Consider the following 24,746-nt stretch of genomic DNA (forward strand, 5'->3'; position numbering starts at 1 on the left):
AAAGGAGAAGTTATTTTAGACAATAAATCATCGATATTTTAAAATCAAAAGCTCTTAGGAGCTAATTTCCTATCATCCTATTAATAAATCGAGGTTCCCCTATTAATAAATCGAGGTTCCCTACATTTCTTGGGCGCTGCACTTCATTCTTCAACTTGCAGCTCTTTAAGGTTCTTCAAGGCTTCACGAATCGCAAAAACTCCCACACCCGCAATAAAAAATGCATAATTCATATTTATTTGTTTTTGTTCATTAGCCCATTCGCATATATCAGGTGCCTTGCATAAAGCACTGTGACAGGGAGAAGACTCCCATCCTTCTTCATCGCACATTGTTGTATCAATCTCATTAATACTATCAACACTAATACTGCCGTCTCTTATTGTCGGTCCTAGTAATGAAGTAAAAAAACAAGATGCGCCAATCACTAATATAAAGGGTAACCATGAAAAGGGAAGCCTCCAAAAAAGACCTGAAGCGAGAACAACAGAAATACTCTTAGACCACCCATATACAATTTATAATTCATACCTTCATCACTTATTTTCTGAGCCAATTCGCATACATCGGACACCTTGTCGTCATATGAAAAACATAATACTGCGGCTGTGTATGCATCAAATGGATCTTTGACAAATCCCATATAAAATGACCAACCAAGAGAAACTGAGGCAAAAACAAGGATAACTTTACACCCATTTTTGGATGATGTAAGAGAAAGAATGGAAGAAAAAAGAAGAATAAATAAAAAATATGTAATCCCGTCCATAAAAAAATATGTAACTTCTCTAATGCGTCATTTTCCTTTCTAAGTTACAAAGCAGTCTAGCACAAAACTGTTACATCTGAACGGCATTATCCTCTGGGGTTTGTCCGGCAATACCAGCGATGGAACCTACTTGCTACCAAGAGAGTAGTGCTGAAATGCATGCTGGGGTGGGCTTCCACCGATTAAGCTAAAATTGGCTCCCAGAAGGCTTTAAATCGTTGAAATTAAGTACGGAGAGGGTGGGATTCGAACCCACGGAAGGTTTCCCTTCGGCGGTTTTCAAGACCGCTCCATTCGACCACTCTGGCACCTCTCCTCGCCCTCCTACCCTACCATCTGGTGGGTGAGCTGGGCTATCCAGGGGAGAGCGGGCGGTTTACAATTGAGCAGTTTTAGGAGAATACCATGGGCATCATTGGCAGCACCGCACTCATTATCGCTGTGGCAACCCTAGTTGGACTCGCCCTGGGGTTTTTAATTATCCGGGTCCGGGGCGAAGTTAAGGAGTAATGCGGTAGAGTAGGGGGCAAGTCGTGAGGGGTGCCGATGCGTGTCCAGTCCTGGTCTTTGGGGTTGGTGGGAGCGATAGTCTTGGGTTCGGCGGTGTGGGCCAACAGTGGGCGGGTACCCGCGCCTAGCCTCCCGCGCTCAGAACGGGTCCGTCAGCTTCAAAACTCGATTCCCCAAGCCCGGACCAGCGCGGAGCAAGCAGCCCTACGCTATGTATTAGCAAGTACGCTCCAGGATTTAGGTGATAGTCAGGGTGCCCTAGGCGTGTTGACCGGATTAGAAGGGCAATACTCAGTCCTCAAAGAACGAATTCTAGTCAAACAGGCGCAACTCCTCGCCAATTCACCCGCCGCCTCAGCTAAGTGGCAAGAAGTATCACGCCAGGGGGGAGTCCTCCAACCCGAGGCCCTCTATCAACTGGGACTCAAGGGTGACCAAGAGGCTTGGCAACAACTGAGCCGTCGGTTCCCTGGTCATCCCCGGACTGCACTAGTTTTGAGTGCTTGGCTTGACCGTGCCCCGAATCAGGGGCTTTATTTGCGCCAATGGTTGACCTATTTTGCTGACCAGCCCGCCAGTGTCCGCTATGGCAAGCAACTAGAGACCCTTTCGCCCACTGCCAGTGAATGGGAACAACTCGCTCGGATGTATTACCGGCATAAAGAATACCAAAAGACCTTGATGGCTCTGGACCGTGCCCCATTGAGTGCGCTCAATCTATTGTTAATGGGGAAGAGCTACCGGGCGATTAAACAGGATGACCGGGCGCGGGCGACCTGGGACCGCTTGGCCCAAGGTTTCCCCGACCAGCCCGAGGCCGCCCAGGGGCAACTGCTCAAGGCCACCCTCGTTCCTAAAACCCAACGCGTCAATTTTTATCAGCAGGTCGCCCTGAATTTTCCAGCTGTGGGCGGGACGGCCCTCTGGGAGGCCACCAAAGTCGCTAGTGGTGGGACGCAAGACGGGTTGTACCAGCAGTTAGTGAGTCGATTCCCCAAGAGCGATGAAGCGGTGGATGCCGCCTGGGAACTGGCCTGGGGTGCGGCGAACCGGGGGGATTTGATGACGGCGCGGACTTTGGGGGCGCGGGCCTTGACGGACTTCCCGATGGATAAATACACTACGCCCCGGTTGGGATTTTGGGCGGGCCGGTGGGCGGAGGACCAGGGGGACCGCAAGGAAGCCCGGGCTGCCTTTCAGACCGTGCTCCAGCGTTTCCCGGCCTCCTACTACAGTTGGCGGTCAGCGGCCCATCTGGGGCTGGTGAAGGGGGAGTTTCAGGTGCGCCAACTCGACCAACCCGTGCGGATTGGCGAGAATCCCGGCCCCTTGCCCGATGGTTCGCCCGTGGTCCAGGAGCTTTATGAACTAGGGCTAATTCAAGAAGCACAAGCCCAGTACCAAGCTGAAACCTACGCCGCCCTCCCCAGCCCCCGTCAGCAAGCGACCCAGGCTATTTTCCAACAGGCGACGGGCCAGAATCTGGCGGCTCTGCGGCAACTGTTGCCCCTGGCCTATGAGGACACCGAGCGGATGGTGGACCTACACCGTTTCCCGAGCTTTTGGGCAGCGGCCTACCCCACCCCCCACTGGTCCCAACTCGTCCTGTGGTCCAACCAACAAAACAGTAACCCGCTACTGGCCTTGAGTTTGATGCGTCAGGAGTCTGCCTTTGAACCGACGATCCGTTCTCGGGCCGGGGCTTTGGGGCTGATGCAGGTCATGCCCAGCACAGGCCGTCAGATTGCCGGGAGCTTGGGGGTCAGTCAATATAGTCTGACCAACCCCAGCGATAACATCCGTTTTGGTACCTGGTATCTTGCCCATACCCATGACCGTTGGCGGGATAACTCGCTCTTGGCGGTGGCGAGTTACAACGCGGGGCCGGGGAATGTCAACAAATGGACCAAAACCCTCTCGCTGGCGGACCCGGAACGGTTTGTCGAGTTGATTCCTTTTCGGGAAACCAAGGGTTACGTAAAGTCGGTTTTCGGCAACTATTGGAATTATCTCCGGCTCTACAGCCCGAGCTTCCAGCAACGCTTGGCCCAAGTCCCGCCCGTCAGCTAGCCCCACTGGAGGAATCACGATGATCCAACTTTTAAGCCCCAACGGTACCTTTGAACTGGCTGAAGAGAGCCGTGGGGTCCTGTTTCAGTTGTTGCACAGTCCCCCATTTTGTGAACAGATTAGTCAGCAGTTGGGTTGTGCCAGTGTGCAATTCCTGGAGTTACTCTTTCAGCCCGTCCCCTATAGTCCCCGGACCCGCCACGGGATGCCCCCGGAGTTTGAGCCGTACTTCCATTCCGCTGAACACGCGGTAATCAACGTCCCCGCCAATTTCCTATTCAAGTCCCGCATCAGTCAACCCAGTCGGCTCTGTGCTATTTACCGTCGAGTGCTTTAGGGATGACACTCCCGCCATTGTAAAATTTATGGGTAGCCAAGGAGTCCAGTCCATGCGTGCGTCAGGAACTTTTACTGTTTCCATGAAGCCCCAGACACCCTCCGAGGAACTAGCAGGGGGGTCCCTCGGGCGGATGTTGCTAGACAAGCAGTTCGAGGGCGGTCTCGTTGCTGTGGGCAAGGGCGAAATGCTCACGGCTATTACCCAGATCCAAGGCTCAGCGGGCTACGTTGCTATTGAGCACGTCACGGGTACCCTCCATGGACAGCAGGGCAGTTTCGTGTTTCAGCATTCCGGTACGATGACGCGGGGAGCACAGCAACTAGCCATCACGGTTGTGCCCGATTCGGGTACTGAGGCGTTGACAGGTATTACGGGTCAGTTCACGCTCAGCATCGTGGATAGTCAGCACTTCTACGAGTTTGAATACTCGCTCCCGCAATAAATTCACCCGACGAGTTCCTGCTCAAAGCAGCCCAAAGTCTAAGGCCCTGAGCAAAAAACCTTGTTTACTAGCAGAACTTACCCAGAGCAAGAGGAGTCGGTCGGATAGTGGAGCCGTGACCTGCCCTTTAGCCTATGGTACAGGCCAAACCATCTATCAACGCCAGCAGGGGCTACGCTCTGGGTGGTTGATACAGCAACTGAAGCACCCGGCTAGGCCGATCGCTCTTGCGTAAGTCCTGAATACTCTTGCGCCCCTACCTTGCTCGTGGGGGAGAGGCTGGAGGTAGGGGGCATGACCTCAACACAACTGGAAGTAGATTACATCGGGCGAGGGGTTTTCTAGGGAGAGGCCGAGACTAATCTCGCCCTGTCCACGCAAAAGCATTTCCTCACGACGCAGATAGGTAATCTCACCTTCGATACGGACGAAAGTGCCATTGGTACTCTGGTCAATCAAGAAGAATTTGCCCCGGCGGTACTCGATGCGGGCGTGGATGCGGGAGGTGAATTCGTTCTGGATCGTCAAGTCATTGTGACGTTCACGACCCACACTCATCGTGGCGCGTTGGGCGTTGAGTTCCAGATGTTGTTGGCCTAGGCGCAACTTGAGTTGTCCCTGAGTCGGTAGGGCACTGCTACGTTCACTGCCGAAAGTGGTCAAACCTTCGCCCTGCCAAATCACCTCATAGACCGCAATCGCTTCGCGTTTACCCTTGACGAGGGCTTGCTCAATGTGACGGGTACCAGACCGAAAGGCTGGGGTCAGGTGACTGACCGTCTGTTGGGTGGTGAGGACTTGACCAGCTTTTGCTAAGGAAACCATCCGCGCCGCCACATTCACTGCATCCCCAAAAACATCCTCGGGCGACCGAATTACCGGGCCGTAGTGAAAGCCGACCCGCACTTGGGGGACGACCGTGAGTTGCGGTCCCAGACAGGCTTGCAGGGCACAGGCCGCCCAAGCCGCTTGGTCTACGGTACTGAAAACACTCAAGACTTCATCGCCAATTGTCTTGATCACCGTCCCGTCATGTTTTTGGACGACCTCACACATGCAGGCTAACCACTGGCTCACCAGCCTTTGGGCACTGGTATTACCCAGTTCTTCGTAGAGGGCAGTACTGCCACTGATATCAGCAAAAAGCACAGCAAGGGGCAAGCTATGGTTCGACATAGGGCCAGGGAGGACGGGTTCTTAGGATGATGATAGCCCTAACGGTTTACCGGGGTCCGTATGTCAAGATTTGAGTATGCGTATGGCCCTCTTGCAACTCAATCCCACCGTGGGTGACCTGACGGGTAATCAGACCCAGATCCGGGAGGCTGTCCGGGGTCTAGGGGAGTCCGTGGACCTTGTGGTTACGTCAGAACTCTCCTTAGTCGGCTATCCGCCACAGGACTTGTTGCTCCAACCGAGTTTCGTTACCCGTTGCTGGCAGCACTGTGAGCAGCTAGCCCAGGAACTCGCCGGTTCGCCCCCGGTATTAGTGGGACTGCCTACGGTCAATCCCCATAGCCCCGGTCGTCCGCTTTTCAACAGTGCCGTGCTGCTTCATGAGGGTCAGATCCAGCAGACTTTCCATAAAACCCTACTGCCGACCTACGATGTTTTTGACGAAGACCGCTACTTTGAACCCGCCTCCCCTACGCCGCTCTTGATTTTGGGTCAGGAACGGATTGGGGTGAGTATCTGTGAAGATCTCTGGAATGACCGCGATTATTGGGACCGTCCGCGCTATCACCAAGACCCGGTAGCAGCTTGGGCCGCAGCGGGAGCGACGTATTTAGTCAATCTCTCCGCCTCTCCCTACAGCCGTGGCAAACAGACCCGCCGCGAAGCCATGCTGGGTAAACTCTGTCACAAACATCAGTTACCGCTGGTTTATGTGAATCAGGTGGGCGGCAATGACGACTTGATTTTTGATGGTTACAGTTGTGCCTTTGACCGCTTGGGCCGGTTGATAGCCCGCGCTCCCGGCTTTACCCCGGCGGTTTTAATCGTAGACACAGTGGGAACTATGGCACCCCTCCTGCCTGAGCTTGAGGAAGTAGGGACGGCCCTAGTGTTAGGAACCCGCGATTATATCCGTAAATGTGGCTTTAAACAGGTTTTATTAGGGCTATCGGGCGGGATTGACTCAGCAGTGACGGCGGTAATTGCAGCGCAGGCCCTGGGTCCTGAGCATGTCCTCGGGGTGTTGATGCCCTCGCCCTATTCCAGTGCCGCGAGTGTGACCGATAGCTTAGAACTCGCCCAAGCCTTAGGCATACAAACTCTAACCATCCCGATCCAACCCGCGATGAACGCTTTTGACCAGATGCTGAGCGGAGCTTTTGCAGACTATGCCCCCGATGTCACGGAGGAAAATATCCAATCGCGCTTGCGGGGCAACATTTTGATGGCCCTCACCAATAAATACGGGGCCATGCTCCTGACCACGGGTAACAAATCAGAGCTAGCGGTGGGCTACTGCACGATCTACGGCGATATGTGCGGGGGCTTAGCGGTCATTGCGGACCTCCTGAAAACCCAGGTCTATCACCTCGCCCACTGGCTCAACCGCGACCGCATAGTTATTCCTGCCGATATTTTGACCAAACCCCCCTCCGCCGAGTTGCGCCCCGACCAAACCGACCAGGATGCCCTCCCGCCCTATGCCCTCCTCGACGCAGTGCTCGAACAACACCTCACCTACCACGCCGACCATGCGGAACTAGTCGCCCAAGGCTTCCCCGCTCCCGTGGTCGCGCAGGTCCTCCGCTGGGTCCGCAATGCCGAGTTCAAACGTCGGCAAGCTCCGCCGGGACTCAGGGTGACGGAGCGGGCTTTTGGGACGGGCTGGCGGCTGCCGATTGCCCGCGCCTAGTAATGGGTCCCGGACTTGCGGTGGTGGACAGCGGTACGACCAGCATGCTGGAAGATCTGGCCCGCCTGGGCGACACAGTACACCAACCAATGGTCGTGGCAGTCCATCCGGCTCTCCACCTGGGCCTCAATATAGGCCATCGCCTCAGTGAGAACGGGCGCACCATTGAGACCATCCCGGGTGGAGACCCCAGCAAAACGATCCGCTCCTGGCGCAAAGGGCTGGAGGAAATGACGGTGCAACAGTTTCCCCTCTTCCACCACATTGAGAATCAAGCTATCCCCCCGGTGCAAGAGAGATTCCATGGCGCGGTCCTTGGCGACCGCGACGGAAAATCCCGGCGGGTTGAAGGTGGCTTGGCTGACCCAGGAAGCAACCATGGCCCCGGTCACTTCGCCTTTGCGGGCAGTGGCGAGGTAGAGTCCGCCGACGAGACGGCCCAACGCCTGTTCCGCTGGCGTGGCCCGGACCCGCTCAGGTCGCGGTTGACGGGCTTTACGGACGGCGTGGGCGAAGTCCGTCCCGGCTTCTTTACAAAGTTGCAAGGTGCTATCGGTGGGTTTAAATTTGACCCGGATTGTCGGGAAACCCAGGGTGAACCCGGCATCCAACAGTTTCCCCTCAATGAGATCCAAGGCCTCCCCGCTCCAACCAAACGAACCAAATACCCCGCAGGGCTGGGACTTTTTAGCGGTGGCAAGGATGACGCCCAGGGCGGTTTGAATCGGGGTCGGGGCGTGCCCGGAGATAGTCGGGGAGCCGATGATAAACCCCGCCGAGCGTTCGAGGGCCGGTTGGATGGTCAGTGCGTCGGTCTGTTCCACGTCCAGCATCTCCACCGCCACCCCCGCCTTGGTCAGTCCACGGGCGATGGCTTGGGCCAGAGTGGTCGTACTCCCGTAGGCGGAGGCATAGATTAAAACCACCTGTTCAGTCAATTCCAGTTGTTCTTCCGACCAACGGCGGTACAGATTCAACAGTTCGCGCCGATGATAGCGAAAAAGTGGCCCGTGACCAGGGGCATAAATTTTAATCTCCAGCGGTTCAATGCGCTTGAGGGCCGTGATTAACTGACGGGCGTGGGGCGCAAGCAGACTGTTGAAATAATGATGGATGTCTTCGCGGATCAAGTCCAAGTCATCATCTAGGAGACTGTAACTACAGAAATGGGTGCTGATGACCTTGCCCGTGAAAAGAATCTTTCGGACGGGCAGATAGACAAACATTGCATCCAACCAACGAGCATTGGGGGCCATCAAAAATTGCAACACGGTTTGACCCAGGGTCAGGGTATCGCCCCCTTCCACAATCTCCAGCGGCAAGCTCTGTTCCGGTGGGGCCAAGTCGCGCAGGAACTTCGCGCCCATCTTTGAGCAGAGGATTTTGAGTTGTGGGTAAAGCTCCAGGAGGCGGTCCAGACTAGCTAGGGCCTCGGGTTCAACGTGGGTCAAGATGAGATAGTCCAAGCGGGGTAACTGCGGCTCCGTCAGATTCAACTGCCGCTCCAGGACAGTCAACAATTCTTGAAAATAACGCGGGCTATCCTCCCCCGCCGTCACGGGCAAATCCACCAGGATGTTCTGCTCCCCCAGGATTAAGTAGGAGTTGTAGGTGGTGCCGTGCTGCAACGAGAACTCGATATCAAACTTGACCTTCCCCCAGTCCTGGGCACGCAGGGCCAAGATATTCGGTGCGATCCCGCCCACCTGGATACTCTGTTCACCCACATTTAAGGTACTCATTGAGCCTCTCCCGGTTCTACTCTCAGAATACTTCGATTACCCGTCAGGGATTGGGCCGGTAAGGTACGGTAAAATTGCAGCACTATCACCGCTCACCATGGCACCCAACCAACAAATTCGTCCGCTGACCGCCTGCGTCAACGCCCAAGGCCACCTCGCCATCGGGGGAATAGACACGGTGACACTGGCTGGACAATGGGGAACCCCCCTCTACGTGGTAGATGAACTAACCCTGCGGACAGCTTGCCGGGAATACGTCCAAGCCCTCGCCACGGCCTATCCCGGCGCAGCCCTAGCCATCTACGCCTCCAAAGCCTGGAATATCCTGGCTCTTTGCGCCTTGGTCCGCCAGGAAGGGCTAGGGATTGATGTGGTCTCAGCAGGGGAGTTAGCGGGAGCGTTGCAGGCCGGGGTTGCTGCAGACAAGATTTATTTCCATGGCAACAACAAGTCTGAGGCGGAACTAACCCTCGCTTTGACGGCGGGCGTGACGATAGTGGTAGATAACTGGTTTGAACTCAAGACCTTAGCGCGTCTGGGTCCGCAACTCAGCTATATTCCCCGGCTCTTAGTCCGAGTTACGCCCGGTATCGAGTGCCATACCCACGAATACATCCAGACCGGACACCTCGACAGTAAATTCGGGTTTGATCCCAACGAGATTGGTGATTTGTTTAGTTATTTAGTGGATCAACCGGGCCTCCATTGTGTCGGTCTCCATGCTCACATCGGTTCACAGATCTTTGAATTGCAACCCCATCAGGATTTGGCGCAAGTGCTGGTGGATCTCTATGCCAAGGGTCTGCACCAGGGTTTACCTTTTTGTGAATTAAATGTCGGCGGCGGCTTGGGGGTCTGTTATGTCGCAGGGGATGACCCGCCCGCCATTGCCGCCTGGGTTGAGGCCGTGGCGGGGAGTGTGGCCCGTGCCTGTGCTAGGGCAGGCCTGGACTATCCCAAACTCATCTGTGAACCGGGCCGCTCGCTCATTGCGAATTCCTGCCTTACCCTCTATCAAGTCGGCTCCACCAAGACGGTCCCCGGTGTACGGACCTACATTGCCGTGGATGGCGGGATGTCCGATAATCCCCGTCCAATTACCTACGGAGCGCGTTACACCGCTCTCATCGCCAACAAAGCCGACCAAGCAGCAGACCAACTCGTGACTGTCGCCGGGAAACATTGCGAGTCTGGGGATATTCTGCTCAAGGATGTCCTGTTAGCACAACCTGAATCTGGTGACCTCCTGACTGTCTTCACCACCGGGGCCTACAACTACGCCATGGCCTCCAACTACAACCGAGTGCCCCGGCCCGCTGCGGTCTTGGTTAATGAGGGTGAAGCAAGTCTAATTCTCCAACGCGAGACGACCGCTGACCTGTTACGTCAGGACTGTTTGCCCCCCCGCCTAATGGGTATGCCAGAATAGGAAAGCCCGTTTGGGTTTGTGTCATGTCATCTTTGCCTGTTGTTGCGATTGTTGGTCGTCCGAATGTCGGTAAGTCTACCCTCTTAAACCGTTTGTGCGGGGGACGGCAAGCAATTGTCGCAGACGAAGCGGGTGTGACCCGTGACCGCTTGTATCGAGAAGCTGAATGGACGGGCTATCGCTTCTGGGTGGTGGATACCGGCGGCGTTCTTTTTAACGAAGATACCAAGTATCTACCCCAGATCCGTGAACAGGTTGAACTCGCCCTCGCCGAAGCCCAAGTCGCTATTCTCGTCGTGGATGGTCGCGATGGTACGACCGCCGCTGACCAAGAAATTGCCAGTTGGCTCCGGGGCCGTAAGCTCAAAGTCCTCATCGTCGTCAACAAACTCGAAGAACCCTCCACCGCCCTCGGCCTCGCCGCTGAGTTCTGGAATCTCGGCCTCGGTGAACCCTACGCTATTTCCGCCATGCACGGCTCTGGGACTGGCGATATTCTGGATGCTATCGTCGCTGACTTCCATCCCCAGACCGAATTTGAAGAAGAACAACATCCCTGTATCGCTTTAGTAGGCCGTCCCAACGTGGGCAAGTCTAGTCTGCTCAACCGCTTGGTGGGCAAAAAACGCTCGATCGTCGCCGCTGAAGCCGGGACCACCCGCGATGCCATTGATACGCTAGTCAACTGGGAAGGTAAGACTTACAAATTTGTGGATACTGCTGGGATTCGGCGTCGGGCACGGGTGGATTATGGGGTAGAGTCCTTTGGCGTGGTGCGCTCGTTCCAGGCAATGCGCCGCTCCGATGTGGTCGTCTTGATGCTGGATGCCACCGAGGGCCTAAGTGAACAGGAAATGCGCCTTGCGGGTAAAGTCCGCGAGGAAGGCCGCGCCTGCATCCTTGCTGTAAATAAATGGGACCTCGTCGAGAAGAACGAACACACCCTTTTGAGCTACACCGAGAAACTCCGCGAAGACCTCTACTACCTAGAATGGGCACCGATTATCTTCATCAGTGCCCTGACCGGACAACGGGTCAGTAAGCTCTATCCCTTGGTGGATGAAGCCGTTACTCAGCACCGCCGCCGCGTCACCACCGCAGTCCTCAACGAAGTCCTCAAAGAGGCTACCTTGCGCCACTCTCCCCCCGCCAGTCGCCAAGGCCGCCAGGGGCGAATTTACTACGGTACCCAGGTTAGCACCCGTCCGCCGACCTTCTGTCTGTTTGTCAACGACCCGAAATTGTTCAAAGATAACTACCGTAAATACATCGAAGAACAGTTCCGGGGAGCCTTGGGCTTCAGTGGTACGCCGTTACGTCTCTTGTGGCGGGGCAAGACTGAGCGCGAGATCGAACGCCAAGGCCGTCAGCGGGTCCGAGTCGCAGTCACAGCAAAATCTTGACGTAGACTCAGAATGCTACTAAGCTTGAATACGCGGAACACGTTTGGGCCTGTAGTTCAATTGGTTAGAGCATCGCCCTGTCACGGCGAAAGTTGCCGGTTCGAACCCGGTCAGGCCCGCCAACCATGAATCAATTTAATACACTGCTCTGGTTGCGCTACCGTCTTTTTAGAGGTAGTCTACAGAGCCGTGAAACCAAACTGGGAGCCTGGGCGGGTGTCCTGGGTCTAAGTTTGTTGGGATTATTGGCCTTAGGGGCCGGCAGCTTAATTTTTATGGGCTTGATCGTTATCCTCCTGCCCCGCAAGGCTCCTCTAGAGATGACCATTGCGGCTGGACTGTGGGCGGTACTGTGGTTCCAGGTACTGACAACGGTTCTAGCCCAAGCGACGGGCGCAGGGGCGGTGGTGGACCCCCGGCGGTTTTTGCTCTATCCCATTCCGCTGGCCCGTCTATTTACGCTCAATGGCCTGACGACGGTGGCGGATGTGTCCTGTTGGCCCCTGTTGCCCGCCACGGTCGCGCTACTTTTGGCCCCGACGGTCTACTTCCAGTCGGGATGGGGGGTGGTCTTGGTGTTGCTGGGAGTGCTCTGGTTGGGGGTGGTCGGATTTACCTTGAATCTGGTTCTGGCTTGGTTGTTGGGTCAGGGCGGACAACGGCGGGAGGTCACGACCGCACTTTTAATCGGGGGAGTTTCGGTCTTGCCCCAGGTTTTTTTGGTGATCCAGGCCCGATTCCCTCAGTTGTTTGCTCAGTGGCGCTCGGTCCTGTCACCCTGGCAAGGTCTTTTAAAGTTCCTGCCGCCCCAGGCTTTAGCGATTGGGATGGCTGAGCTTCAGCAGGGTCAGTTGAGCGGTTTGGGACTGGCCCTAGTCGTGGTGTTGGGCTGGTGCCTGGGACTGTTGGCTCTGGGGTACTGGTGTTTTGGACGGCTAGCTCTGCAAGTCGAAACTGGAGGTACCAAGGCTGGACGAACATCCTGGCACTTACCGGACGCTTGGTGGGGGCTTTCTACTGGGACAGGAGCGATTTTAAATAAACAACTGCGTTATTTGGGACGTAATCCCCTATCGTATTTTCTACTAGTGCCCGTGGTTGTCGTCTTTGGTGGTTTGGGGCTGGGGATTTCGGCAGAGAGCTTCCGGGAGTGGGGAGGGCTCTGGGTCCTAGTCGGGGTAAGTAATGGCTTTTTATTTTCGGCCCAGTTTGCAAACAATATGTTTGGGTTTGATGGTCCTGGTTTCAAGACTTATCTCCTCAGTCCAGTCCCTTGGCAACAGGTCCTCTTAGCCCATAATCTTGCCCAAGGGGTGTGGATATTGCCCCAGGTTTTCGGCGGTGTGCTTCTACTCCAAGGACTAACGGGTGGATTGCGACTGGACCTACTGCCTCTGACCGTAATGAGCGTGGTTGTGTTGGGGGTGGTTTACAGTTTGCTAGGGAACTGGTTCTCAATTCTGGTCCCAACACGCCTAGAGTTTGGTGTTCAACGACGGCGAAGAAACTTCCCCTTGGGCTTAGCCTTGGCTCCCCTAGCTGGTCTCGGGGTTAATTTGGTCGTCCTCCTCCCCTTAGTCCTGCTAGTCCTGGGGGCACACTGGCTCCAGAACACGCTACTCCTGCAGACAGGCACGATTTTAATCATGGGAATTGCCCTGCTGGTTTACCCGGCAGGGCTAAATGCCCAAGCAAGCTGGCTAGAGACCCGTCAGGACCAAGTCCTGGAACGATTGAGTTCTCTAGAATGAACCGAAGAAGGGCAGACCAAGGGGACGGAAAACACGGAAGCGACGCAGCAAGACGAACAGGGGACTGGGATTTTTGTTCGTGTAAACACGGTTATTTTATGGGAATGAGCACAGGATTGCAAGCTTTTTTCCGTGTATTCACGTAAAGTAACGATGAAGCTTGCGATGGCGGGGAGCCGCATAGCCCATGACCAAAGGCCGAAATGTCATGTGGTGAAGCGCGTCATGGACGTACTTCGGCGCGTGGGTCGGGTAGAGAAGGGGGGGCAAAATCGGGATGTCGTGGGCGGGGCGGCGGCACCAGAGGACCTCGGGGTAAAGAATATCGCCCTCTAGATCGAGGAGGGTGGTCCGGCCTTGGGCCAAGACCCGCAGGACCCAGGTGCAGGGAGTATCGGTACCCACCAATTGGGCGGGCCGGACGTGGCCCACGGGGGTCTCAATCTCCACCACGGGCCAGTCAGGGTCTGGGGTAAGGCGGAGAATCGTATCCTGCAACTCTAAATCGAGTTCATCCAGGTGGTCGGTGATGACAGCAGGTTGTCCATCGCGCAGGAGGACCGCTATGCCATCACTGTATTGCTCCAGGACGAAGCTTGCACTCTCGTAGACAATGATCTGAGACACAAGGGCGGGTGAAGATGTTGGTACTTAGCTTGCCGCCATTGCCGCTTGAACTCATGAACTTCCCATGAATTCTTGACAAGGAGCTAGGCAATGGAGCCGCGTTTACGGGCTTCTTTGTGGGAGACGCGCACCTGGCTCAACCCAGACTTGACCATCTCCTGTTCCAACAGCGCGAAGAATTGGGTACGGTCGGCGGAACGGACGACGGCTTGGTTGTGGGCTTCAGCCAAGGCGACGGGATAGCCCTGGCCTTTTTGAGCTTAGTCGAGGGCACAGCCGAGGACCTGTTCGAGCAGGGTGTCATCTTGAGCAACCCAAGCCGGGAACTCGATCCGGGCCACTTCATCCCCGACATGCAAGTAGCAAAAATAGACCCCATGGGGACCATAGAGCCCCAAGATCCGGGAAGTGCTCCGCCATAGCGCACTGCGTTCTCCAGGCTGAAGTAAAGTTTCCCAGAGCCGACTGTCAGTGAGGGGGCTGAGACCCTGACCACAGGCTGTGGCGCGGGGTTTGAGACCGGGGCAATGCTTTTCACAGTCTGGGGGTTGGTGGGGACAGGCAGTGATTCTGAGTAGGTTCACCGTTTCACTGGCGCGTGAGGCACTGATGTAACCCGCCATTGGGACCCGCGCTTCCCGCAACCGTTCCCAATGGGCCAAGAAGGAATCGAGCACCTGGGGTTGGTAGAGTTGGGGAATTTGTTCTAGTTGCCAATAGATTAAGGAACCGTCCACGAGGGCGACCGTAGGCAGGGGGCAAGGGTCTTGAGCTAGGTCCGCCAAGACGCGGAGTTCGGCCCGCGAACGCTGGATCGCCAGCCATTCTTCAATATTGAGGCCCAGTTGTTGAGGTCCGTAGAGGTCTTCTTCTTTATAAAAAAGCTCAGGCATACTGTCGAGTCGCGCTCGCTGCCCCGTCCCGTAATACAGACAAACCCGGCCGACATTAATTAAAAAACAATAGGCAATCTCATGGTGACTGGGTTTAATCTGGGAACCATCCGTCGCTAGGACCCGGTGTTGGCGAGGAATCGGCGTGACCGGACGGCCCCAGTAGCCATCTACTTGCAAAGGCTCCACAGGTTCGCCAACCAAGAAACCTACCCCCGCTAAACTCGGGATAGTGGTGGGGTCCTGGGCTAGGGCGGTGAGGAGGTGCTGAGCGCGGCGTAGGCGGTGTTGCATCGCTTTACTCTCAGCTTGGAGTTGATTACCTACGCCCTTCATCTGTTGGTTGAGCTTGAGGAAGTCGAGCATTTTACCCTGGGAGCCGTTCCCTCAAAAATATCAGAAGTTACGGCGCGATAGGACGGTAGTCGCCGTTAGGTCCGGTTGTTGGGCCTGTTTTTGCCCATTGGTGAGGGCAGTATTGAGAGCCCCTTGGAGGGTGAGCTTGACCCGGGGCGGATTGTTACTTGCGTTGTTACTGCTGAGGTTGGGAGCGGGAGGCGTAACTGTGTCATCCACGACCGTGAAATTACTGAGATTGTCTACCAAAGGTGCAGCGATGGACAGTGTAGCGTCCGCTGCTATACCATCTTGAACACGCGGTACTCCCCCCACGGCCCACCAAGCACTGGAAAAGTTAGCCACATTGTTTAGCGCAGTGGGTACAGGTTGGTCAGGACAGTCATCTATATAGAGACTAAGGGTACCGCCGCGAAAACCCAAGCTAGCTAAATCCGTGGAGGGCGCAAGGTAGTAATAGGCCCTGAACTCAAAAGGTGAAGCATTGAGACAATCCGGTGCGTTGGTACTCAAGTCGCCATCACGGTACCGCAGCAGGGCTAGGACTGGTACAGCGTCATCTGCATAGAGCGGCAGGAAGGCTGTACCCTCGTACTGCGTATAAATAGCAACCGCCTTTTGAATATCTTTACTAATGAAAGCTTGGGCCTTTTGGAGTTGGGTGCGTGAGGAGACGGTACTGAGATTCACCACACTCTGCTGTGTCATATTGGCAGCAACAGCAGCGATACCCACCCCAATAATCCCAATGATTGAGACCCCGACCAGTAATTCTGTCAAGGTCAATCCGTGCTTGCGCTCCATACTCAGCCTCCTAACAACGTCCAACACTCCCTCCCCTGGCATCACTCGCCGTAGTCCCACCCACTAGACAATCCTGCCGTAACGCACCAAGATAGGTCGTGACGGTGATCCGGGCAACATTGGTCATCCCCGCTTCACGCAGAGCCAAGCTGAGCCGGGAATTCACCTCAAGGCCATTGCTGTCTGACATGGTGCCATTTTCATCAAAAGTAATCTGCAATATCTGCTCCCCATCCTCCCCAAAATTAGATTGGGCTGGCGTTCCAGGGCGGTCAGTGACGAAATAAACTCCACCATCTAAGGTCTGCCAAGGTTGGTTGTTGCGGTCAGCGAGCGGGATCGCACTGTCGAAATAACGAAACCGGACTGGTGCCGTGGGGATACTACCCGCCGTCACCGTATCGAATTCCACTACGTAGGGAGAACTACGGGATTGGGCCAGTTGTTGAGCATTAACGAGGGCTGACATTACTTGCTCTGTTGCGGCGTTAAGGCGGTTACGTTGGATCTGGGGGACAAAAGCAAGGCTCGTGAGCGATGCCAGAACGCCCAAGATGACCACAGCCACCAAAAACTCAATCAGGGTAAAACCCAGCGTGGTTCGGAATCGTCTCACCTTCGTTGCCCCGCCCTTTACCAGTGCCCATAGTATATCGGTTGTTTTTGCAAACTAACCCTAGGATTCCCGTGAACCTTGAGTGAATTTAGGTTTAAAGAGTTACGCATTTTCCTGGGGGTGAATTTTGAACTTAGACCGAGTAATCTGGCATTGACGGAACCTCAGCTTTAGCTCTTTGATTACAACATCAAGGGGGGAGACAAAGTGATTGCGACAAAATTGGCACGTAGACGGCAGGGAGTAGCCCTCATCACCGTCATTCTGTTGGGGCTAGCCCTGACGGTTTTAGTTCTGGGTCTGATTGTGCGTACCCAGGGCGACAAATCCCTAATCCAGCGTGGTCGTGAAACCATTGCGGTCCAGACAATTGTGGAGGGAGCCGTGGGCCGTGCTCGGGCACGGATTGCCGCTGCTTTCAAGAGACCACAAGCTGAGCAAAACTTTCGGGCCTCTCAAGCAGACCTAGACCTCCATGGAGTTGCTTTTGATGACGATATAGCGTTGTTGACAACCCCTGGGGGCGTTCCCATCTACGAATTTACAGTAGATCATGACAATGACTCAGCCGATGGTGCTGACGCAACCGATACACCCCGCCGCATCGTCCGCTACACTTTACGCTTAGAAAAAACCGACTATCCCAACCATCCTGCTAATAGCTTGCTACTGCCTCCTACCTCGGCTCCTACCTCGGAGGTTTCAACTTTTGGTAAGCCCCTAGCCTGTTTTTCTAGTGGCGTACTGGCCCAGACGGACTATCAATCGGATTGGTGTTCAAACAATGGGCCGACGGCTGGCGGCGTGATTGCGAATTTAGCGTTAACTCAATATTATGTGGTGACGGCGGTTTTAGTGGATGAACCGGGTCGTCCTTGGGCGGGGCTACAAACACGGATCAAAGTATCACGCAACTCTAATTTCCGTGGAAAATTTGCTGTCTACCGCGATAATCTTGAAATCTTTCCCGGCGGTGGGTTTACCATCCGGGGCGGGATTCAGAGTAACGCTAATCTCTTCATCGGTAATGGAGTCAACCTGAAACACCTGCGCGATGTAAGCGATCCTAACTTTGATTCCACCGATTCTAACGTGAATACCGTGGGCCAAATTTACCGTCACCGTCTCCACAATAACAATACCGAGAGCGATGTCAATATAGACGTGCAAGTAGGCGATACCCTCCAGACTCGTTCTCTGACCCCCAATAATGATTCCTTGAAGGTAGGTGCAAGCCTCAGTAATTACAACGTTGGCTTCCTCAATGATTACGATGCCAATGGCGATGGTATCCTGACAGACCCCGGCGACCGTGACGTGAATGGGGATGGCCTCTATCAATATGGCGAGACTTTCAAGGGGGCTGGTGGGGCGGCTGGGGCCAACGAATGGGTCGTAGACACCGATTCAGTCCAGAGCTATACCGGCCCTAATGGGACTACGCAGACCGCCACGGGTTGGGATGAGATTGCCAAGGAGTATTTTGGCGGACGGCTCAATACCAACGCTGAGGCTTACAATGTCCCCGGTGCTGACAAACTAGATCCCAACAATCCTGAAAATACCAGCATCAATTCAGCCAATGTGAATGGCCTGCGCGTAGAAACCATGACGGGGACCTCAGTTGCGACGCTCCCCGCCAATACCAGTAATCTCAGTAATGGCGAGACCGTGATTTGGCGCGATGGGGAGGCTATCGCCGTCATCAGTGCCGATGGGTTAACGGAATGGGCTGCTGTTAACACAGACCTAAGCACTAAACAATCCAACAAGGTCGTCAAACAGATAACCCCAAGGGGGAGCAGGGCGACTGGCGAAAACTGTAACACCAACCCGCCGTCCACCCTCAGCTTTAGCCCTGTCGACACTGCCTCTATAGCGAATGCCGGTGAACGCAAATTTCCCAAGTGTACGTTTTATAACAGCAGTTTCCGGGATGGGCGGGAGAGTGCTAACAGTGGGCCAGGAAGTATCACTGTGACCAATATTAACGTCGGTAATCTGAGCCGCAGTGGTCTAGCTCCTGCCAGCGGTCTAATCTACGCCACTCGCTTTGATGCTGTTGCCGGTAATGGGTCCACCAAAGTCCCGAATGGTATCCGCATCCAGAATGCCAGCGTTCTACCCAAAGAAGCGATTGTGAATGATGCCCTCAGCGGGACTACCTGTACTAAGAATCCCGCCTTGAAATGCATCACCCCGACCAATTTCAACTTGACCACCAATGACCCGCTTTATGTCCAAGGTACTTTCAACACAAAGACAAGCGGGGGGAGTAACTGGATACCGGCTTCCTTGACCTCTGATGCCATTACTGTCCTCTCGAATAACTGGCGGGATGCTGACAATCAGACGGGCAATAATAACTTTGCTACCTTCACGGAGATCAATGCCGTCATCGTCTCCGGGATTGTTGCTTCTAAGGGTAGTAACTATAGTGGCGGGCTGGAGAATTTCTTCCGGCTTCTGGAGAACTGGAGCGGCTCCAACCCAAGCTGTCGCACGGCCTCACCGGGGGGGAAGAAATGCACATTACAGTTCAAAGGAACGATTATTCAACAGTGGACCAGCCGTTTTGCCACGGGCCGTTGGGGTAGTGGGTACTACTCTGTACCCGAACTCCGCGATTGGGGTTATGACCTAGACCTACTCCCGCAACCCGATGATATTTTCAGTGCCGGACTTGGTGGGGTCAGCGTGACTACAGTGGGCGGACCGGATGGCGTGTTTCAGAAGACCTTAACTCAGGCACAGATGACAGGCATTAGTACCTTGGACCGCATTCCCCTAACCGAGGAGCCCTAATGAAAACTCGCCAGCGTCAGGGTGCTGCGTTGATTGAAGTGCTGGTAGCCTTGGTAATTCTGACTATACTCCTGGTGGCCCTACTGCCTGGTTTGACCGGTTCAGCAGTCCTCCTCCAACAAAATTCCCAGGTAAATCTCGCGGCCCAAGTCGCTAAGGAACAACTGGAAAAAATCCGTGCCCTCTACATTCCCGTGGACGGGCTACGTTCCCCCCGGAGTAATGTGCTGGGTACAGGGACTTTTTATTGCACCTTAGGCGAACAGTTCGAGGACGCGCTCAATCTCTGTCCCACTACCTTGACTGGTGCTGAGACACTTTTTGGTGCCAATGCTACTGTTTATCGCGTCCGTTCCGTGGTCACGGATGGTCCCGTGGGTTGCTGGTTTCAGGAGGCTAGTGTCTCTGATACGGCAAAGGATAACCTGGGTACACCCTTAGTTTGTTACGAAACCCCGGCTGCTGCTGCTACCGCTGGGGTTTTCCCGAGCTATCGCTCTTCCAAGCAGGTCACAGTTTGGGTCTATATGGAGGACACGCCAACTGCTAATGACAATAACCCCCAAGTCTCTTCAGTCCAAGCTAGTAGTGGTCAAGCAGGCGCAGAAACCTTGCGCTCTGGTCCACTTGTAATTCTCTCAACTACATTTTGAACTCATGCAAAAAGGGCACGCTTAGGTGCCCTTTTTAGTAATTGTGGTAGGACTACTTAACCGCCGAAGCCTGCGGCAATGATAATAAGGCCTGCCGCCGCTGCTGCAAAAGTGAGGAACAGACCAGCATTAGGACTGCCCATCCAAGAGTAGCTTTTGTCTTGATTCTTCATGATCCACCTACAAACGTTGACTTAATAGTAATGATAGGCTGTAATTTGTGTAAAATGTTTGATTTTCTTAATATTTGGGCCATTCTCATACTTTCTGTGATAGTTCAATCTTTGGGGAGAGTACGGGATAACAAACGTGCTCTTACAGTACTAAGGGTGACTTGAGCAGATTGTGGTTGCCCATACTCCCCTGCAAGGACTGGATTTAGTTGATTGTGCACGAGCCAATGCGACCCTCGGCGTAGCTACGGCCTGCGAACGCTGTGGTTATGGCACTGATGCTCCCAAATTCTTGACCAACCTCAGGACGGCCTGTGCCCAGATTGGGGTCACTATCGCGGGCCTCAGTGACCTCGACCCCGCAACCTCCCACAAAATTCCCGAAGGGGTTGAGATTGCCCCAGAAAGCCCCGGTGTTCTTTAGGAGAAGCCATAATGACCATTGCCAAAATTAGTCAAGACCAAGCACCCCAAGGCCAGAATGGTCAACGGTATCTAGCTGCTGGTGTCCAAGTTGCCCTGCGCCTCTGGGAAAACGAACTACCAGGGGATGACAAACCCGCCACCAGCCGTGATTACGAGACTGTGGGGTATGTTTTGTCAGGACAGGCCGAACTCCATCTCGACGGTCAACAAGTCCTCCTGAAGCCCGGCGACGCCTGGCTGGTCCCCGCCCATGCCCAGCACCAATACCGAATCTTGGCCCCCTTCACGGCGGTTGAGGCCACCAGCCCCCCTGCCCAGTACCAAGGGCGGGACCTCAGTTGAACCGTTCACGCAGCATTGATGATGGTAGCCGAGCTAATCCCCCCTATACTTGTAAGGTTGAAAGCCGCAAGAAAGGAACCCCGGGATGGAGGCTTGCTTAGATTACCAAAGCGCAGTTTACAAAGATGCCTACAGCCGCATTAACGCGCTGGTGATTGAGGGTGAGGCACAGGCTGTTCACAACTATGAGCAATTGGCTGAGCTGATCCCAGCGGAAGCTGAGACCCTCCGCAAGCTCGCCGCCATGGAGAATCGTCACCGCGCTGGTTTCACGGCCTGTGGTCGGAACCTCCAGGTTGAGCCGGACATGGCCTTTGCTAAACGGTTCTTCCAGTCCCTCGAAGATAATTTCCGGGTAGCAGCGGATACCGGGGACCTTGCGGCCTGCTTGGTGATTCAATCCCTCATTATTGAGTGTTTCGCCATTGCGGCTTACAACATCTATATCCCAGTGGCTGACGAGTTCGCCCGCCGCATCACTGAGAATGTGGTTAAGGACGAATATTTACACCTGAACTTCGGTCAAGAATACCTCCAGCGTAATTTTGACCAGATTAAAGCCGGGGTAGAGCGTGCCAACGCCGTCAATTTACCCTTGGTCTGGCAGATGCTCAATGGGGTTACTGAGGATGCACAGGTTCTCGGGATGGAGCGCGAGGCTTTAGTTGAAGACTTCATGATTGGCTATGGGGGTGCCTTGGGTGAGATTGGCTTTAGCACCCGCGAGGTGATGAAGATGTCCTCCCACGGCCTGCGGGGTGTTTGAGGTGGCATGTTCGGTTTAATTGGACATCTAACGGATCTAGCCCATGCCCAGGAAGTGGCCCACGACTTAGGGTATGACGAATACGCAAGTCAGGGGCTGGAATTTTGGTGTATGGCTCCGCCCCAAGCGGTAGATGAGATTTCCATTACCAGCATCACCGGTCAAGTGATTCACGGTACTTATATCGAGTCTTGCTTCCTGCCGGAGATGTTGAGCGGGGGAAAGTTTAAGACCGCAAGCCGCAAGATCCTCAACGCCATGGCCCATGCCCAGAAACAATGCTTAGATATCACGGCTCTAGGCGGGTTTGCCTCAATTATTTTTGAGAACTTTAATCTCGAAAAAATGACCCAGGTGCGTGATATTACCCTGGATCTTGACCGTTTTACCACCGGGAACACCCACACTGCCTACGTCATCTGTGAACAGGCCCGCCGGGGTGCCTCAGCTCTGGGGATGGATCTGGCTCGGTCTCAAGTTGCGGTGATTGGGGCGACCGGGGATATTGGCAGTGCAGTCTGTCGCTGGCTTTCCCAACGGGCAGGGGTGGAAAAATTGCTGTTAGTCGCCCGCAATCAAGAGCGTCTGACCAACTTACAGACCCAATTGGGTTACGGTACCTTGATGACTCTAGAGCAGGCCCTACCGGTGGCGGATGTCATCATCTGGGTGGCGGCCTTGGGACAGGCGATGCAGGTAGACCCCGGCATTCTCAAAACCCCCTGTTTGATTATTGATGGTGGCTACCCCAAAAATCTCCAGGCTGCAATCCAACGGGAGGGGATTTATGTCTTAGAAGGCGGGATCGTTGAACACGCTCTTGACATCAACTGGAAAATCAAGAACTTCTTTCGGATTGCTAACCCAACGCGACGCTTATTTGCCTGTTTTGCCGAATCCATGTTGCTAGAGTTTGAAGGTCTGCACACCAGCTACTCCTGGGGCCGTAACCAAATCACTCCTGAGCGCATGGATGAGATTGGTTCACTTTCGCGTAAACACGGCTTCCAGCCCTTGGGGATCAGCTCCTAGACCAGCAGCGGCGGAAGCATCAAGTTTCGATAAAGTTTTAATTCTTGTCTGAATGCGCTGTTTAATTAAAGGCAACTCCTTCCTGTTGATGAAACATGTTCTTACTCCCCTCGCTTAGCCCAGTCCCGCCCCCCGAGTGGGAAGATTTTTTCACTATTGTTACAAAAATTCGGGAATCTTGAAATCTCCCCACAATTTTTCAGACCGCTGTTACTGAGACCCGGCAGCTACTCCATGCTGACCGGGTCTTGATCTATCAATTTAATGAGGAATACCTAGGCACGGTGGTGGCGGAGTCGGTAGGGCTAGCTTGGACTGCGGCTCTAGGAGCCAAGATTATCGACACTTGCTTCCAAAAAAGTCGGGGTTCCCAATACAGCAACGGCTACATTACACCCATTAACAATATTTATCAGGCGGGCTTGACGGCTTGTCACCTTGAGCTTCTAGAACGGTTTGAGGTCTGCGCTAACCTTGTAGTTCCTATCTTTCGCGATCAACGGGTCTGGGGCCTCTTAATTACCCACCAATGCGCTGGACCGCGCATTTGGACTGAGGCTGAGGTAAATCGACTCTATCAGATTGCGACCCAACTCACTATTGCCATTCAACAGAGTGAAACGGTTTCCTTGCTCAAGGAACGGCAGGCACGAGAGGAGCGAGACCGTCTACTGATGGTGGTCAACAAGATCCGTCAGGTATTGGATCTTGAACAGGTCCTCAAAACGACAGTGGTTGAAGTCCATAAACTCCTCCAAGCTGAACGCGTTGCCATTTACCAATTCCAGAAGGACTGGAGCGGCGCATTTGTCGCTGAATCCGTGGCTCCCGGCTGGTTATCATGGCTGGGTCAAGACAATTTACCGTTGAATCGGAATATTGAGCAGTGTAGTGCGCGGATTCTGGGCCGGGGTTGGGCTGACACCTATCTTCAGTCCACAGGCGGTGGACCTTTTCAGCAAGAGAGTTTCCGGGTCGCTGAAGATATTTACACTATGGATTTCGCGCCCTGTCATATCGAGATGCTAGAACAGTTCCAAGTCCGTGCTTATCTTATTGTCGCCATTATCAAGAACCAAAAACTGTGGGGACTGTTGGCGGTCTATCAATGTTCAGGTCCACGGGTATGGGAGGAAGCAGAAATTAACCTAACTTATCAGGTTGCTACCCAATTGACCGTGGCCCTACAACAGGCAGAGTTGTACCAAGCAAGCCAAGCCCAAGTCGTTGAACTCGAACGGTTAGCCCGCCTTAAGGACGATTTTATAAGCACCGTCTCCCACGAGCTCCGCACGCCCGTCTCCAATATGAAATTGGCTATTCATATGCTCAAGCAGGCCAAGAGTGAAGCCCGCCGCCAAAGTTATGTCCAGATTCTAGAGGGGGAGTGCGACCGTGAAATTGCGCTCATCCAAGACCTTTTGGATTTGCAACGCTTGGATACTTACGCCCATCCCCTAGCCCTCAACAGCCTAGACCTTACCCCTTGGCTTGAGCAGCTCGCCGCACCGTTTCAAGAACGGGTCCAGGAACACCAACAGCAGCTCATGCTCAAGCTAGCCAGCAACCTCCCGCAGCTATGTACGGAGGTGCAGAGCCTAGAGCGTGTCCTCGTCGAACTATTGAATAATGCCTGTAAATATACCCCAGCCAGACAGAGTATCACGTTAGAAGTCGGGCTAGAAGAGACGCACCTGATTTTTGCAATTACCAATACTGGGGTTGAGATCCCGGCTGCCGAGTTAGCGCGGGTCTTTGATAAATTCTATCGCATTCCCAATAACGATCCCTGGCGACAACCAGGGACCGGCTTAGGCTTGGCTTTGGTGCGACAACTCACCTTACGTCTAGGCGGTCAAGTCCAGGCGGAGAGCACGGATAACCAGACGACCTTCCGGGTCCGGCTCCCCTCCAATCAGCTATAGCT

23 protein-coding genes and 2 tRNA genes are annotated in these 24,746 nt (G+C 54.3%); 16 read left to right on the plus strand and 9 right to left on the minus strand.

The window, feature by feature from the left end; translation table 11 throughout:
* Positions 1-143: 143 nt before the first annotated feature.
* Together HFM78_RS12975 and HFM78_RS12980 are read right to left on the minus strand one after the other, a co-directional pair.
* Positions 144-428, minus strand: coding sequence for a hypothetical protein (locus HFM78_RS12975; RefSeq protein WP_287129870.1), 285 nt, complete (start codon positions 426-428; stop codon positions 144-146).
* Positions 429-1,000: 572 nt separating this feature from the next.
* Positions 1,001-1,085 (minus strand) — tRNA-Ser (locus tag HFM78_RS12980).
* Positions 1,086-1,174: 89 nt separating this feature from the next.
* Here HFM78_RS12980 and HFM78_RS12985 point away from each other — a divergent pair.
* The 4 genes from HFM78_RS12985 to HFM78_RS13000 are packed head-to-tail and all read left to right on the plus strand — an operon-like array spanning position 1,175 to position 4,131.
* A complete protein-coding gene (locus HFM78_RS12985; RefSeq protein ID WP_287129871.1) occupies positions 1,175-1,279 on the plus strand; it encodes a PetM family cytochrome b6-f complex subunit 7 in 105 nt (34 codons plus the stop codon).
* 36 nt (positions 1,280-1,315) lie between these two features.
* Positions 1,316-3,349 carry a lytic transglycosylase domain-containing protein gene (locus HFM78_RS12990; protein ID WP_287129872.1) on the plus strand — a complete coding sequence of 678 codons (2,034 nt, stop codon included), beginning with the start codon at positions 1,316-1,318 and terminating at the stop codon, positions 3,347-3,349.
* A gap of 19 nt (positions 3,350-3,368) precedes the next feature.
* The gene (locus HFM78_RS12995; protein WP_287129873.1) at positions 3,369-3,686 is read left to right on the plus strand and encodes a hypothetical protein; all 318 of its coding nucleotides are present in this window, start codon (positions 3,369-3,371) and stop codon (positions 3,684-3,686) included.
* Positions 3,687-3,738: 52 nt separating this feature from the next.
* Positions 3,739-4,131, plus strand: a complete 393-nt coding sequence (locus tag HFM78_RS13000; RefSeq protein WP_287129874.1) for a DUF3224 domain-containing protein — start codon at positions 3,739-3,741, stop codon at positions 4,129-4,131.
* Positions 4,132-4,431: 300 nt separating this feature from the next.
* Here the strand turns inward: HFM78_RS13000 and HFM78_RS13005 are convergent, their stop codons facing one another.
* Positions 4,432-5,307 (minus strand): adenylate/guanylate cyclase domain-containing protein, encoded by an 876-nt coding sequence (locus HFM78_RS13005; RefSeq protein WP_287129875.1) that lies wholly within the window; start codon positions 5,305-5,307, stop codon positions 4,432-4,434.
* A gap of 76 nt (positions 5,308-5,383) precedes the next feature.
* Here HFM78_RS13005 and HFM78_RS13010 point away from each other — a divergent pair, with 76 nt between their 5' ends.
* Positions 5,384-7,000 (plus strand): NAD+ synthase, encoded by a 1,617-nt coding sequence (locus tag HFM78_RS13010; protein ID WP_287129876.1) that lies wholly within the window; start codon positions 5,384-5,386, stop codon positions 6,998-7,000.
* On the opposite strand, the gene HFM78_RS13015 is transcribed toward HFM78_RS13010, so the two are convergent.
* Entirely contained in the window at positions 6,997-8,742 is a 1,746-nt protein-coding gene (locus HFM78_RS13015) for a diflavin flavoprotein (protein WP_287129877.1), read from the minus strand. The genes HFM78_RS13010 and HFM78_RS13015 overlap by 4 nt on opposite strands.
* A gap of 97 nt (positions 8,743-8,839) precedes the next feature.
* On the opposite strand from HFM78_RS13015, the gene lysA reads away from it, so the two are divergent.
* From lysA to HFM78_RS13035, 4 genes are all read left to right on the plus strand, one after another.
* Positions 8,840-10,171, plus strand: coding sequence for a diaminopimelate decarboxylase (gene lysA / locus HFM78_RS13020; RefSeq protein WP_287129878.1), 1,332 nt, complete (start codon positions 8,840-8,842; stop codon positions 10,169-10,171).
* 23 nt (positions 10,172-10,194) lie between these two features.
* A complete protein-coding gene (der, locus tag HFM78_RS13025; protein WP_287129879.1) occupies positions 10,195-11,574 on the plus strand; it encodes a ribosome biogenesis GTPase Der in 1,380 nt (459 codons plus the stop codon).
* A 45-nt stretch (positions 11,575-11,619) separates the two neighbouring features.
* Positions 11,620-11,696: transfer RNA gene (locus HFM78_RS13030), tRNA-Asp, on the plus strand.
* Positions 11,697-11,699: 3 nt separating this feature from the next.
* Positions 11,700-13,325 carry a hypothetical protein gene (locus HFM78_RS13035; RefSeq protein ID WP_287129880.1) on the plus strand — a complete coding sequence of 542 codons (1,626 nt, stop codon included), beginning with the start codon at positions 11,700-11,702 and terminating at the stop codon, positions 13,323-13,325.
* Between the two features lie 138 nt (positions 13,326-13,463).
* On the opposite strand, the gene HFM78_RS13040 is transcribed toward HFM78_RS13035, so the two are convergent.
* The 5 genes from HFM78_RS13040 to HFM78_RS13060 form a co-directional block, all read right to left on the minus strand.
* The gene (locus tag HFM78_RS13040) at positions 13,464-13,952 is read right to left on the minus strand and encodes a hypothetical protein (protein WP_287129881.1); all 489 of its coding nucleotides are present in this window, start codon (positions 13,950-13,952) and stop codon (positions 13,464-13,466) included.
* A gap of 83 nt (positions 13,953-14,035) precedes the next feature.
* On the minus strand, positions 14,036-14,182 hold the full coding sequence (locus HFM78_RS13045; protein ID WP_287129882.1) for a hypothetical protein: 147 nt from the start codon (positions 14,180-14,182) through the stop codon (positions 14,036-14,038).
* Between the two features lie 30 nt (positions 14,183-14,212).
* Positions 14,213-15,211 carry a DNA double-strand break repair nuclease NurA gene (locus HFM78_RS13050; RefSeq protein WP_287129883.1) on the minus strand — a complete coding sequence of 333 codons (999 nt, stop codon included), beginning with the start codon at positions 15,209-15,211 and terminating at the stop codon, positions 14,213-14,215.
* A gap of 30 nt (positions 15,212-15,241) precedes the next feature.
* Positions 15,242-16,006 (minus strand): prepilin-type N-terminal cleavage/methylation domain-containing protein, encoded by a 765-nt coding sequence (locus HFM78_RS13055; protein ID WP_287129884.1) that lies wholly within the window; start codon positions 16,004-16,006, stop codon positions 15,242-15,244.
* Positions 16,007-16,016: 10 nt separating this feature from the next.
* Entirely contained in the window at positions 16,017-16,622 is a 606-nt protein-coding gene (locus HFM78_RS13060) for a Tfp pilus assembly protein FimT/FimU (protein WP_287129885.1), read from the minus strand.
* Positions 16,623-16,829: 207 nt separating this feature from the next.
* Here HFM78_RS13060 and HFM78_RS13065 point away from each other — a divergent pair, with 207 nt between their 5' ends.
* The 7 genes from HFM78_RS13065 (at position 16,830) to HFM78_RS13095 (ending at position 24,744) form a co-directional block, all read left to right on the plus strand.
* Entirely contained in the window at positions 16,830-19,427 is a 2,598-nt protein-coding gene (locus HFM78_RS13065) for a hypothetical protein (RefSeq protein WP_287129886.1), read from the plus strand.
* Positions 19,427-20,080: a prepilin-type N-terminal cleavage/methylation domain-containing protein gene (locus tag HFM78_RS13070; RefSeq protein ID WP_287129887.1), complete on the plus strand. Its 654-nt coding sequence runs from the start codon at positions 19,427-19,429 to the stop codon at positions 20,078-20,080. Before HFM78_RS13065 ends, HFM78_RS13070 begins: the two co-directional genes overlap by 1 nt.
* Before the next feature lie 345 nt (positions 20,081-20,425).
* Positions 20,426-20,677 carry a hypothetical protein gene (locus HFM78_RS13075; protein ID WP_287129888.1) on the plus strand — a complete coding sequence of 84 codons (252 nt, stop codon included), beginning with the start codon at positions 20,426-20,428 and terminating at the stop codon, positions 20,675-20,677.
* Between the two features lie 11 nt (positions 20,678-20,688).
* Positions 20,689-21,021: a cupin domain-containing protein gene (locus tag HFM78_RS13080; protein ID WP_287129889.1), complete on the plus strand. Its 333-nt coding sequence runs from the start codon at positions 20,689-20,691 to the stop codon at positions 21,019-21,021.
* 85 nt (positions 21,022-21,106) lie between these two features.
* Entirely contained in the window at positions 21,107-21,787 is a 681-nt protein-coding gene (locus HFM78_RS13085; protein WP_287129890.1) for an aldehyde oxygenase (deformylating), read from the plus strand.
* Between the two features lie 6 nt (positions 21,788-21,793).
* Positions 21,794-22,819 carry a long-chain acyl-[acyl-carrier-protein] reductase gene (locus HFM78_RS13090; RefSeq protein ID WP_287129891.1) on the plus strand — a complete coding sequence of 342 codons (1,026 nt, stop codon included), beginning with the start codon at positions 21,794-21,796 and terminating at the stop codon, positions 22,817-22,819.
* A 194-nt stretch (positions 22,820-23,013) separates the two neighbouring features.
* The gene (locus HFM78_RS13095) at positions 23,014-24,744 is read left to right on the plus strand and encodes a GAF domain-containing sensor histidine kinase (protein ID WP_287129903.1); all 1,731 of its coding nucleotides are present in this window, start codon (positions 23,014-23,016) and stop codon (positions 24,742-24,744) included.
* Positions 24,745-24,746: the final 2 nt, after the last annotated feature.

Source organism: Candidatus Cyanaurora vandensis (assembly GCF_013285555.1).
Taxonomy (GTDB): Bacteria; Cyanobacteriota; Cyanobacteriia; order Gloeobacterales; family Anthocerotibacteraceae; genus Cyanaurora; species Cyanaurora vandensis.